This is a genomic window from Citrobacter sp. Cpo069 (assembly GCF_030332785.1).
Classification (GTDB): domain Bacteria; phylum Pseudomonadota; class Gammaproteobacteria; order Enterobacterales; family Enterobacteriaceae; genus Citrobacter; species Citrobacter portucalensis.
On record NZ_JAOWHD010000058.1, the window covers coordinates 60940 to 73428 of the forward strand.

16 protein-coding genes are annotated in these 12489 nt (G+C 46.0%); 4 read left to right on the plus strand and 12 right to left on the minus strand.

The window, feature by feature from the left end:
- Window positions 1-79: 79 nt before the first annotated feature.
- From OGY08_RS15730 to OGY08_RS15785, 12 genes are all read right to left on the minus strand, one after another.
- Entirely contained in the window at window positions 80-688 is a 609-nt protein-coding gene (locus OGY08_RS15730; protein ID WP_000833775.1) for a polyamine aminopropyltransferase, read from the minus strand.
- 155 nt (window positions 689-843) lie between these two features.
- The gene (locus OGY08_RS15735; protein WP_001290639.1) at window positions 844-1101 is read right to left on the minus strand and encodes a hypothetical protein; all 258 of its coding nucleotides are present in this window, start codon (window positions 1099-1101) and stop codon (window positions 844-846) included.
- A 64-nt stretch (window positions 1102-1165) separates the two neighbouring features.
- On the minus strand, window positions 1166-1594 hold the full coding sequence (locus tag OGY08_RS15740; RefSeq protein ID WP_000069824.1) for a hypothetical protein: 429 nt from the start codon (window positions 1592-1594) through the stop codon (window positions 1166-1168).
- Window positions 1595-1685: 91 nt separating this feature from the next.
- Entirely contained in the window at window positions 1686-2063 is a 378-nt protein-coding gene (locus OGY08_RS15745) for a hypothetical protein (RefSeq protein WP_000645320.1), read from the minus strand.
- Between the two features lie 405 nt (window positions 2064-2468).
- Window positions 2469-3614, minus strand: a complete 1146-nt coding sequence (locus tag OGY08_RS15750; protein ID WP_000339750.1) for a hypothetical protein — start codon at window positions 3612-3614, stop codon at window positions 2469-2471.
- A 44-nt stretch (window positions 3615-3658) separates the two neighbouring features.
- Window positions 3659-3955, minus strand: coding sequence for a type II toxin-antitoxin system RelE/ParE family toxin (locus tag OGY08_RS15755; RefSeq protein WP_000581857.1), 297 nt, complete (start codon window positions 3953-3955; stop codon window positions 3659-3661).
- 49 nt (window positions 3956-4004) lie between these two features.
- On the minus strand, window positions 4005-4475 hold the full coding sequence (locus OGY08_RS15760) for a hypothetical protein (RefSeq protein WP_000170639.1): 471 nt from the start codon (window positions 4473-4475) through the stop codon (window positions 4005-4007).
- Window positions 4476-4908: 433 nt separating this feature from the next.
- Entirely contained in the window at window positions 4909-7299 is a 2391-nt protein-coding gene (locus OGY08_RS15765; RefSeq protein ID WP_202816226.1) for an Ig-like domain-containing protein, read from the minus strand.
- A gap of 402 nt (window positions 7300-7701) precedes the next feature.
- Complete coding sequence (locus tag OGY08_RS15770) at window positions 7702-7953, minus strand: hypothetical protein (RefSeq protein WP_000115760.1); 252 nt, start codon at window positions 7951-7953, stop codon at window positions 7702-7704.
- A gap of 32 nt (window positions 7954-7985) precedes the next feature.
- A complete protein-coding gene (locus OGY08_RS15775) occupies window positions 7986-8174 on the minus strand; it encodes a hypothetical protein (RefSeq protein ID WP_001107529.1) in 189 nt (62 codons plus the stop codon).
- A 236-nt stretch (window positions 8175-8410) separates the two neighbouring features.
- Window positions 8411-8842 (minus strand): hypothetical protein, encoded by a 432-nt coding sequence (locus OGY08_RS15780; RefSeq protein ID WP_001251242.1) that lies wholly within the window; start codon window positions 8840-8842, stop codon window positions 8411-8413.
- Window positions 8843-8945: 103 nt separating this feature from the next.
- Window positions 8946-9461 (minus strand): hypothetical protein, encoded by a 516-nt coding sequence (locus OGY08_RS15785; protein WP_012695482.1) that lies wholly within the window; start codon window positions 9459-9461, stop codon window positions 8946-8948.
- Window positions 9462-9792: 331 nt separating this feature from the next.
- Here OGY08_RS15785 and OGY08_RS15790 point away from each other — a divergent pair, with 331 nt between their 5' ends.
- The 4 genes from OGY08_RS15790 (at window position 9793) to OGY08_RS15805 (ending at window position 12387) form a co-directional block, all read left to right on the plus strand.
- The gene (locus OGY08_RS15790; protein ID WP_000277498.1) at window positions 9793-10557 is read left to right on the plus strand and encodes a hypothetical protein; all 765 of its coding nucleotides are present in this window, start codon (window positions 9793-9795) and stop codon (window positions 10555-10557) included.
- Window positions 10558-10637: 80 nt separating this feature from the next.
- A complete protein-coding gene (locus OGY08_RS15795) occupies window positions 10638-11399 on the plus strand; it encodes a methyltransferase (protein ID WP_001167418.1) in 762 nt (253 codons plus the stop codon).
- Between the two features lie 93 nt (window positions 11400-11492).
- Window positions 11493-11756 (plus strand): hypothetical protein, encoded by a 264-nt coding sequence (locus OGY08_RS15800; RefSeq protein WP_000149862.1) that lies wholly within the window; start codon window positions 11493-11495, stop codon window positions 11754-11756.
- Between the two features lie 43 nt (window positions 11757-11799).
- Window positions 11800-12387: a hypothetical protein gene (locus OGY08_RS15805; protein ID WP_000491820.1), complete on the plus strand. Its 588-nt coding sequence runs from the start codon at window positions 11800-11802 to the stop codon at window positions 12385-12387.
- Window positions 12388-12489 lie beyond the last annotated feature (102 nt).

Sequence of the window (12489 nt, forward strand, 5' to 3'; positions counted from 1 at the left end):
TTGTCAGGTCATGCAGCACAGCTGGGCATGCGCAAAGAGACCCAGTCTTCTTTAGCGGAGACACCTTCAAAAGTTGTACTCAATCAGCCCCAAGATTTTGAAACTCAATGTGCTTTTGCTCACACTCCTCCCTGCCCCACGAGCCCTGCCATTCACAGATGTCCCGGTACTTAATTTCCAGCTTATCCATCTGTGAGAGGTTAGCTGTTGCGAAGTCTGGCCATATGTCGTGCCAGCATGCGTTGTACGTGACGCCTGCTGGTGGGCAATACATCATTGCATCAGCATGGATAATTTCAACGCGAGGATCGTTTGCAAACGAGGCCGCAACGAGGTTAATAACGTCCTGTTCTTTTTCAATTACTGTTACATGGGTTACATCTTCTTTTTGAAGAATGGCGTGAAGCACCATCCCCAGACCAAGACCATTAATGAGCACGCGCCCGGTGGCTCGCTCTAAAAAATCCTGGCAGGTTCTGATCTCCATCGGGGTATTGGACATCACCACATCCCAGCCGTTGGACAAACGCCGATATCTACCGGGCGGGATAAACTCGTCTGTATTACCTGTATACTCGGCACGAAGGGCGAGGCTCATCGCCTTATCTGCGGTAATTTCGAATGTGTCCAGTTTCCAGGTTCCGGACGTGCCGTCTTTAACGGGTAAATCAGAAAAGCAGCTCTTCATCAAGGCAACCAAAATTCCAGTAATGTTGTTACGCTGAACCTATCACAAACCTGCTCTTAATACAGTTATCAGGAGTGACAGCGATCTTTGAGGAATCGTTTAAATCACGGGCATCCTGTAGCGGACGCCCGATATTTAATCAAATGTCGCAGGTGTTAAAGGAAGCGTTGCAAAGTTGCAACGTCTTCTGGAGCAACCTCCACGCAGCTCCTGACACTGTAGTGATTTTCGCCGTTGTAGTCGTAAACCCCACCGTCTTCAAAACTCAGCTGTTCAAGCTCGCCATGGCACTCTGAAATGAGTGCCGTCTGGCAAGCATTTTTCTCACAATCGCTGACGAGTAACCGAACATAGCTATTCTCATGGTCGCCGTTTCGGTTCTGGATTTTAACGATAAAGTGTTTTTCAGACATTTGTGCCTCCAGCACAGTTTGAGGTTAATTTAGCGTTGCCCCGGCTCACCGGGGCAAGAATAAATCAACCCTTAATGAAACTGTGCCCCCAGGTGTTAGGCTTAAATGCCTGCTCTTTGATATATGTTTTCATTACCTTGCAGGTTTTTTTCAGGGCTTTGGTATTGGCATCGGTTACTGAGATAAAATGGCGAGAATAACGGTTTTCCCGGTATTGCTTATCAGCGTTTGGGTCAATTGCTTCGCTTTGCAGGAGTCCTTCGTGCCTGCCAATTACTATTACGTAGTTCATTTCACCTGAAACACGATCCGTGAGTAATTGAATGGAAATATCAGTCGCTCGCGTGGCCTGGCTAGCAGAAATTTTTGCATGTAAGAAAGCTCCCTTTCGAAAGTTGGCCGGAGTCAAACCTGTAATATCCTCGGTGCTAAAATTAAGTGAAGATAGAGTTGAAAATAAATCACAGCTAATGACTTCAGTATTATTAGACATAACCCGGCTCCGCTCATATTCATGTTAAGGTAATTATATCAGGTTGATAGCATTACCTAATAACTTGGTGGCAAAAAGTTGTGGTTTTTGATTAACTAAAATTGATGTTCTCAATACTGCTCAAGAATTCTTTCTTTACACCCGGAGTAAAAGGTATACGTTCAATGTATTTATAAAGCGTCGCAAAGGTTTTGGTTTCAATGTTTCGTGAAATAACATCATCAATCGGGTCTTCGAACATATTAATAAAAACATCAATATGCTGCTCTCCGCTTTCTGAAGCTAAAGAGAGAATACAGACCACTTCAATGTAGCGGTTATCCTGCTCTGCAATGAACAACCAGTGCCCTTCGTTAAAGGCTGGTGCAGCACTGAAGCGTTTTACAACAATTTCTGAAAGAGCATATCCTGCCTGATCCAACAGATTAATAAAGTTGAGTTGAGTTGAAACCACGTCTAACGCTTTCATAAAACCTCCTTTTCATCTGTACTTATTATACTGTTACCCATCCCCCCAGCTAATAACCTCCCAGCAAACTTTCAAAAAAAATACCACCTTTAATTAGAATTGAACACATCCTTTTTAAATAACAAAAAGGATTATGAAACCCACAATGTTTGTGATGTGCCACCAAGGAAAAGTAACTTTTATGTGCTCATAAATCTTATTTCGTATTCACTTTCCTTTGTCTTTCGGTCGTAGATTATCAGGGGAAGCATAAGAAGAATATGTGAGGTTTAAGCAAATGCGGTGATCGGGCATTATAATTTGGTGAGGCTATTATAAGTGGATAAAGATAGTCGTAGGTATAGGATCAGGTTAAATTGCATTTTCCCGGTTGCCTTCCCTGGCCTACCGGTTTCAGCTCAGATACTAAGACCAGCGGTAATACTTAAAATATTCCTCATTTGCAGCTATAAACTCCCTCAAACCGTTCATTAATCCCTTCTCAAACGCTGTCACGATAAACCGGTAACCGTCCAGTGTTTCAATGTAGTAAATACCGCCTGGTGTAATTCCAACATGCAACACCTCGGCTGTCATCATAAACTGGCCTTCCGGAAAATCATGCGAAAGGTAAATGAAACCAGTAGTGGCCGATGCGGGTGTGGCATTCACTAAGACCCCGTTAAACTGCTGCCCGTGCCTCGCCGGTACAAGCTCACTTCCCCTGGTTGACTTATCAAGCAGCCTCTTAACATCTTTTTCTTCTTTTAACGAGGTATAGACCCGCACATCACTGTCATCACCTGGGCGAGAGCCGGTGCCAACATGAGCAAGACGACGGTAAGCACTGCGCATATTAACGTGGCAGGATGCCCCTGCTCTACCCTGAAGCCTTACGCCAAAGTCTTCGCAAAGTAACAAAATCTGACGTAGCTGGTTTTCATGCACGGACGCTGAGAGTGAAAGATTGAAACAGGAAAAGGTCAGTTCTAAAACCTTTTCGCGTTTGTCATTGAAATGAGCTTCCAGCCTGATGACTGGCTTTTCCGACATTGCAAAAGCTTTGTCCGTTACTCTGTACCGGCATTCATCTCCGAAACATTCTTTAACAACGCTGGCTATGACCGTGTCGTGTTCTCCATCTTCCGGAGCTGGCACAAAGATTTCAAATTGTGCCGGTGTATCCGGCTCAAGCAGAACGGGATAGAGACGCGGAGAATTAAGCAAAGCGCATTCAGAATTAATGAGCTTAACCCAGGCGCTTTTGTCGTCCGGATCCTTAAGCTGCTGTCCAAGGTTATCGCAAAAGTCAACTATCTGACGGGTATGCTCATCCGTGACTGCACAGATCAGGTTAAGACCATGCGTGGCCATACGCAGTTCCCGGGTTCGGGACTGGGAATTGATCGACCAGGGGTTAAGTGAAAGCGAAATAGGGCTTATGGAAGGGACGACCGTCTCATTCTGCAAATCTGTAAGCTGGCAGTTCGCAGTAGGCTTCGGGGAAAGGGTACTAAATATGTAACTTGCCTGTTGTTTAGTACTGGCCTGGATATAAAACATCGCGTCCATGCTTGTATCCCGGGATGAAATTGAAAATAGCTTCATTTTTAACCTTAATGGATGAGCGATTTATAGTCATGTGCAGACAAATGAACATTATGTGCGCCATCATTCCATTCAAAGAATAATCGATACTTAGAGTTTACTCGAATGGAGGAATAACGGTTTGACGTCATTCTTAAGCGTTCATAACGCAAGCTGTTGGATAATAACTCCCGCTCACTCTGGACATTATCCAGCGTTTCAAGTCGACACAGAATTGCGTTAATAATTTCAGAAGGAATACCTGCCGTTGTTTTTCCATTACGGAAGAACTTTTCAAGCCGTCTGTCTTTAAATGAATGGATCATAGTTCCTCCGTAATAATTGACCTTAAAATTAAATTAAAAGGGCTTTGAATTAATGAATACCTAAAATGCGGGCGGCAACTGCCAGCTGCTTATCACTTAACTGACGCTGGTGGGTTAAAGAAGACTTAAGGCTTTCCAGAAAATTATTACTACTGGATTGTTGGGTGATTGCATCAACCATTTTTTGATGAGACCTGCACCATGCTGTGAACGCAGAACTGTGGGCGCTTTCAGTCCTTAAACGCTCGTCTTGCAGGGATGCTGACACTTTGCGGGCAGCTTGCGCATTAATGCGGTACAGCGCATTCAGCGTGTAAGCAGTACGGGTCGTTTCGAGGCTGTAACCCGTGGCTTTACAAGCCATACAGCGACTTCTATAAAAATGCTTACGCTCTCCCCGCCCATTGCATTTATCGCAAACAATACGAAAAGTATATTCCGCAGTACCTTTTACAGAATCAACACAGCGGATTTTTGCGCTGGAGATTTCAATTCCACTGCGATCATAATATTTGGTCATAATGTGATTCCTCCGGTTAGTTCTGGAGTAATCATGACAGAATGAATCTACTGGCTAATAACCTGAGAGTAAATATTTTAAAAAAACATTGAGAGAGGGTCTGCAAATTTATACACGAAGGATTCAAATATAATTTGTTTAAAAAATTAAGAGCATTCTGAAGTAAAATTGCATCAAAAAGCATTCATGGATAAATCATGTACTGGTGCCAGCGATTTAAACGAGGACATTGTTCCGGTGTAATTACACAGTTTAGCATCATAGATTATAACCAAAAGGAAGGAGTCCTTCCCGTCTCGGGAATATTACTTTCCCGTTTGCAGTTTAAGAGACACTTAATGAGAAAGTAATAATTAAGTCATGCTCAACTCTACATTTTACATTGAGGATGGCGTAACAGGGTACGGCATACTACCGTACCCTTGTGTAGGGTTTATGTTTGAGGGAATTCTATAGCAAATGTGGCCGTGCCAGATTGACCACTTACAGCGGGAGTAACGGGATATGTGCGCTCTTCACCATTACCAAGATCCAGTGACAGCGATTTAGTTTCACCAGGCTGGACCGTAACTCCGGCAACCGTAACGCCGAACTGGGCGTTTTTCTGAACAGTCAGGGTTCCGTTTAACTGTCCGGTAATGATAGAACCGTCCTGACGACGCAACACACTGGTTCGGATGATGGCCAGCGGCGTGTTGTCCGTTGCTTTCAGTGCTACGGCTGTGGCCAGCGTCTTGAGATTATCCAGCATAATCAGGTTAGCTGGCTGGTAGGTAAAATTAAGCGTTTTAGTGGTCCGGTTACCTGATTCGTCAATAGCCAGAGCCTCCAGATGATACATCTGTCCCGATTCGTCAGTATTGGGGAAGATTCTGGGGTATTCAGGAATAAAGACATCCTTGGATAGCGGCGTGAATGCAAGGGTGACCTTTTCAGAGTTAGGTCCACCAGCGAGCAGAAGCGATATCAGGGAAGCATCCCCAGAGGCATCAGTAACGCTTATGCGTAGGTTCTCAAGCCCTTTAACCAGTTTTCCTTCTGCGTCTGCGCCATTAAAGCTGAACGCAATAACCGGAAGCGTTGAGTCAATTTTCAGCGGTGCATTAAGCGTTTTGGTTCCTGTGTTTCCAACAAGATCCGTGGCAGACACGCTAACAACCGTATAATCCCCGTCCGGTAGACCAGCGTATGAGAAAGTGGCGTTTTTGGTTTTATAATCGCTTTCACTGACAGTCACAGGCTTCAGGGTGAAAGTTTCCCCCCGGGCATTTTTAAGGGTGGCTTCGAAAACTTTGGTATCCCAGTAGCTGATGTTCCAGGCGTTGACGCGATCATTATCGGTGGCCGTCATAGTGATTGTCTTGGAGGCCTTGTTTACCTGAGCGACATTAACCACCGGTGGGTTGTTATCCCAGATAACCGTAAAATTACCAGCAAGCGCATCGAATATGCTGTCACCATCTTTTCCCGAGTAAAGATGCAGATACTCAAATCCTTTGTCACTGGTGTAGTTGAAGTTAACCGTCATCTCGCATGAACTTTGTCCGACAGGAATAGTGCAGAACCAGGCTGCATTTTTTACCGTTCTGAACTTTTGCACGTATGGTCGGGGTTCTGCGGTTACCTTTATGCGGCTAATGGTGGCGGTTTTAACGCTGATTGAGGCCTGAGTTAACCACTCACTGGTATCACTCCGGTACATCTCTTTAGCCACTATCTTCGGGGCTATTTCCATCGCCGGGGCTGGAGTGAAGTTGAGGGAGTTATGATGAATTCGTCTTACTCCTCCCGCCAGAGTCTGAAATTCATGATAAGTATCCCCCACATTTGGATATATGTATTTGAAAGTATAGATATTATAAGTGCTATCGGACGTCTGGAAATTCGAGTCCGCCCAGCCATATTTGGAACCGTTAACAGCAGTAAAGTCACTTTTCTTCCTTAATACCCGTACGGAAATAGGGTTCTGGAAGACGGTCATGCCAGACTGATAGGAGACCCATGATCCGGTAGTGGCGTCCTGCACCTGGATGATATCGTCAGGCTTAACCCGATCAATTACGCTTCGGCGGCTTAGTTCGCTCCTGTTTCCCGCTTTGTCATAAAGGTAGATCCCCACTTTATATTCAGAGCGGTTTTCCGGTGCCAGGGCATTGCTGCTTGCGTCGGCGACTTGAACGGTTACGCTACCTTCCACTGTATTAATTTCCGCTGGCTTTTTACGCTCCACTCCAGCGGCATCGGTTATGAAATATTCAGCATTAGCAAGCCCGGAACCTTTATCACTCAGTCCATTAAAGACCAGTGCCTGGACGCTGGCGTACTGCATACCGGCTGGTACTGAAGTGAAGATCGCTTCGCTGCCAAAGTTCCACCCATTTCTCGTATAACTTATGGTACCCGTTGCCGGAGGCGTTCGGTCAATTGCAAGCGGGTAATCCTGCCGGGAGACCTCCTTCCCTTGCAAGTCGGTAATCACCTCTCTGAGGGTGAAGCTATCTTCTCCCATCGCTGGTACGGTCAGAGTCTTGCCGTAATAATCAAAGCCTGTCGAAGATGTGGTACGGTCATCAACGGTAACCAGGCTGCTTTTCGTGCTCCAGATGAGGCTCCCGTCACTTTTCAGCAGACTGAGCGTAATATAACGGTCCAGACCGGAAATAACGGCAACGTCAAAGCTCGTTACCGGATTAATCCATACGGATGCAGGCGATACGGTCTTTTTAACGTTCAGGGTATCTTTAAAGCTGAATTCTGCGATTTCAGCGGAAGCTCCTGCGCTGAAACCTGCAAATGCAATAAGCAGGGCTAGTTTGATTTTCATGGGTTGTCTCCTGATCAGGTTCCCCATGATACTTTTTCAGTGTTCGTGATCTTTTCGGGAAAATAGCTATTTTTGATGTTTTTCTTTTCTGCCCGGCGGGACTTTTTTTGTTTACGTGAATGCAACAAAACCAGAAAAGTTACTTTTTGATAGGGTAAAATTAGGTTTCCCTAATTTCCAGAAGCAAGCGAAAGCAGAACTAGCTTAATAGCCATTAAGAACGCCATACCTATTGATAAATAACGCTCCTTACATTTAATGATTTGAGCATTTAAAAATGAATTAGCGAAAGAATTTTGGTTTGCTTTTTATTGCATGAGTAAAACAGTATTAATAATCCGGAGCCATTAGAACGTACTCTAAAGACTCCGGTATACAGATATCTTGCCAGTAAAAATGGCCTTACTCCTCATCATCCCCCAGCGCTTTTTTGATGGCGCGGCGGCGGGCTGCATCACCTACACGATATCCGACTGAATATACGTCATTCAACCGGCGCAGAATAAGATTTATTTCCTCATCCTGAATGTAGGCAGGTAAACACAGAACCACGTCGCCATCTTCATCATAGACTCGAACAACTTCCTTCTGCCCATCTCGCTCGCGAATAATCTGGACATGCTGAACCCTGGTGTATTCTGGGTTTACGCTCATTTTAAGTATCTCTCTGTAATTGTTGTTACCAGTTAGCTATAAGCCGGATAATTCTGGTATTCAGTGTTCTGCACAGCAATCGCCTGCTCGTGGATCATTGACACTGCCAGGCGGGCTTTAACTCGCTTGCTGGTGAGAAAACGCTTCACTTCTTTAAGTTCGCTGCCAGCCGACAGCATATTGAAGACATGCTGTTTGAGACTGTTGTTATTTTTGGCCACTTGTTTCTCCATCATCTTTGTACATGGTTATTTCAGGCTGGCCTGCCAGATCACACACGTTATCCATATGCTTTTGGACCCAGTCTGTTAGACCCAGACCTTCGGCCTTTGCCTGATTGACGTAACGCAGTTTACGTTCAGGGGTAACCCGCATCTGTAGTTGTGCCGTCGCTGGAACCGCCTCTTTCAGGGCGTTAAGGCCCCTCTGATCACGGGCCTGAATTGATGGTTTACCGCTAGGCATCTGATGTATCGCTCTCCCGGCGAGCGGTGGACAGCTCTATTTCTTTTGCGATAGCTTTATCTATGGCATCCAGCTGCATGGCAAACTTGATTTCAAGCGAACAGCGTAATGCCTTCAGGGCGCGTTCTTTGGTGCTGTATTGTGGTATGCCGTTCTGGCTACCATTCATGCCTCGCATGCGGCGGGAGGTTGCATCGACAACCTCTCCCTCTTCCCGTGTGCCGTGAACCGTAGTTCCGCTCCATGTCGGATAAACAGTGCCAGTGGCGGTGTTGAAGCTCCAGCCGTTTTGGTATTCCCCCGAGACCTCTGGTACGGGCATATCGCGTTCAACGCCATAGTCAGACCAGCGTAAAGCGCGGTTTATTCTGGCCTGTGCCACCAGCTCATCATACGCGGCTTGTTCTTTTTTATTCATCGCCATTTAGGGCAATCTCCTTAGAGGGGAATTAGGTGTTATATCGGTACGTAAGTGCTTTTCAGGCCTAATCTCTGACAAGGCCTGATGTGCCAGACTGCCGTTGCATTCACCGTTTTATGGCGGTTGACAGAGCCTCATTAAGAGCCGCAATTAGCTCAGGCGAAGTCGGCTCCAGATTTTTGGAAGCGTTCAGCAGCTCCTGAAGTGAAGAGATTTCCTTTGGCTCCACCTGGTTTGTTTCAGGTGCCGTTTTTTGCACTTCATCCAGTGTACGCTGTGCACCGTTATCCAGCACCAGCACCCCCCCGGCACGAATTTCTGAAATGGTGCGCAACGTATACATCAATTTATCCCAGACACGGCTACCAACCTCGAACCCGGAATCAGCTACTTTTTCTTCATTATGCTTTTGAAAAATTTCTTCTAACCAAGTGGTGAAGCGCTTTCCAAAAGTATTGGCGGCTAAAGAAGTGCAGGAATAAACCTGTTCGACCTGTTTTGTTCCATTTTTATCAGTGAATGTAATGAGACCGATTCGGCCACTGTTAACAGTGTAAAAGCGAGGTTGAAAGCCAGCTTTGAGAAGGTTTTCAATAGCTGAAAAAAAATCTTTTTTGAGCATCGGTTTCAAAATGGTTTTCCTTTTATGCCCGGTGCCGCCGGGGCGGTGGCGTTAAATATACGCCATGTAAGTAAATTAATTTATACCCATTTGATTGTCAATACAAACAAAAAAACAAACCATGTTTATTATTTTATCAACGATGCTATTTTAAAGTCCGTCTAAAATAAAAAACCAAAAAGTTAAATTTGAAGCCGTCCTTCCTAAATTCATTTCTTGCGCATATTAGCACCCTGCTTTAAGTAAATAATTTTTGAAAAAGTTGTCTGGAGGTTATTAGCTCGTGCATCTGGATTGGTAATATAAAGCCAACACAGAAAAGGAAAACAAAATGTATAAATTAGTATCTCCTCGTGAACTGACTGAGATTATTACCGGTTTACTGCTTAAACCTGAACTCCTTGGTGAGCTGGACTCACCAGAAAAGCATCGGATGTTTATGGCAGATTTAGGCCGCGTGGTGGCCGAACATTGTGGAGGTCTGGTAAACAGCGTCGTCTTGCCAGGAACAGAAGTTACAGTGTCGGATGGGTTACCGCTTAATGGCCAGCCGGTACGTTATCTCGGAATCAAAGAGAACATCCCTCACCTCCTTGTAGAGCCTGATGCTTCCTTACCTTCGCTCGCTAAAAACGTCTGGATGTATGCAGATCCTGAAGGCTGGAAAGAACATTTTGGAGCTGAGGAAGACTGCCTTACTCCTGAAATGATGCAGCTGTTCCGTAAAGGTATCCAGGCTCTTCAGAAAGAGCATGACACCCCTGAAATTAGCCTCACACTTCAGGACTGGCGCCTGGAGGAGGAAACACTGCCAGAAGAGGACAGTCAGGCCTATCAGGTCAGCGTTACCGGCCAACATAACATCCACTGTGAAGTTGTTAACAAGGAAGGTAACCCCTGTTTTGGTGTCATGTTCGAAATCGATCAGGGTGTGCCTGCCTTACACATCAACACCGGCGGGGATATGTTGCTCCACATTCATTGCGCCCATAACGGACTCGTTCTGACCCCTGATGCAAGCGGTCAGCGATTTGATAAGGCTCCCGTTGACCGCTTCTCTTATAACAGCCCATCCCTGCTGTTGTCTGCCGACTAACCAAGGCCAAATCTGAATTGTCCCGTTTAAGTAACCAACCCGCTGCCGCCAGGCGGGTAAATCCTCTTAATGGAGTTTTAATGCAAATCTCAACTGAAGTTCTGAACGTCTTATCTCGCTGCCGTGCTGAAGGGAACTTTCTTTTCCTGGCCGACCAGCTCGACCGCAGCATTTATGTTAAGACAAACAAAGTGCTCGAAGCCGCCGGTGGCAAATGGAACCGAAAAGAGCAGGCACATATTTTTACGGCGGATGCAGCTGAGCGTATCGAGCAAATCATTCTGACAGGTTCGGTTGACATCCCACGAGATCTGTTCAATTTCTTCCCTACACCTGAGAATTTAGTCACAGATATGGTTCTACGCGCTGAACCAGCTGCCGGGGAGCGTGTACTGGAGCCAGAGTTTGGTGATGGCCGCATTCTGAAAGCCTTAAAACTGGCGGCTCCGGATGCATTGATTACCGGGATCGAATTGAACGATGAGCGATTCCTTGCAGTGAAGAACGATAGTGTCCTTAGCACAGGAGTCGAGCTGGTGCATACCGACTTTCTTGGGTACCAGCCCGATGAAACTTTTGATGTTATCGTTATGAATCCACCATTCCTTAAACGCTCTGACGTTAAACAAGTCATGCATGCCATCGCAATGCTCGCTAAGCGAGGTCGCTTACAGGCCATTCTGTCAGCTGGGGTATTGTTCCGGGAAGACACACTGACAAAAGCGCTCAGGGAGCGAGTCAAACAACTTGGCGGACAAATTTCGCCTCTTCCGGATGATACATTTAGGGAGTCCGGAACAAAGGTCAAAACAGCCCGCCTTGAAATTGATCTTCGCCGCTAACTGACAAGCAACCGGAAAGAAATCTTAATACGAGTAGCCGGTTAAAGTTACCTGACCGGCTTAACTGACTAAATCAATAAAGAGTGAACAGAAATGACGCATACTGCCGTTTCTCAGGCTAATAGTGCTTTGCAGCTACCCACGGTGGAGCATGTCTACGCTCTTCTGAAAGCAAATTGTAAACCTGACCGCTTTGACGGGCGTGACGGACCCGTGTGGGGCCAGGAATACTCGTGGAATCTGGCAAAAGATCGCTTACAGGATCTGGAGAAATACGGTAAGGCATATGTCTCCCGTCATGAAGACCGTATGGGGGAAGGATTTAGTTTTGGTCCTGACCTGTTAATTATTCGCTAACGCTCCTAATGCCTGATGATATGGTAAGCACAACTGGAAAAATATGTTTTCAAAGCCTATGACCACTTTCACACCAGAACGTATTGAACAAATTTTGGAATTTGCCGAGGGTAGTAACCCAAGCGAAGCAATGAGTCTCAGAGCTGACGAAGTTGCTGTACTGGCACGTATTGGAAAGGCAGTTATGTCGATTGCGCCTGTTTATCAGTGCGAGTTTTGCCACCATGACGCAACCGGGCAACTTCAGTGGCACTGGGAAGATGTGAACAAAGCTTTTTATGATAAATACGATCCAGACAGACGCGGAAGACGTCGAATCCTCTATACCGCCCCGCCGATGCCTTTAGTTTCGGCTGACCTGCTTAACATGGCTTCATCTGCTATTGAAGACTTGCTCACTAACAAAGACAGAAGTGGTGCGGGAATGTGGAATGACATTCCAGAACAGCTACGACGCGCAGCAGAACTGGTAATGGATAATAGCCGGGCCGCTGAAACAGAAGCGATGCTGATGCGTCTTTATGTAGAATGTGACACAGGTGAGCGCAGGGGCAACGGCACTCAATCTGGCGTAGCAATGCCTTCTTGGCAAACCGTTGAAGAGGCACGTGTGTTGCTAGGGGTGAAATGATGCAGTTCTCGCCAGGGCAGTTTGTAATTCACAACAAGAAGCGCCTTGCGGAACGAAGGTAGACGTACTGACTGAGGTTCACTCCCCTCTCGACTGGTGGCG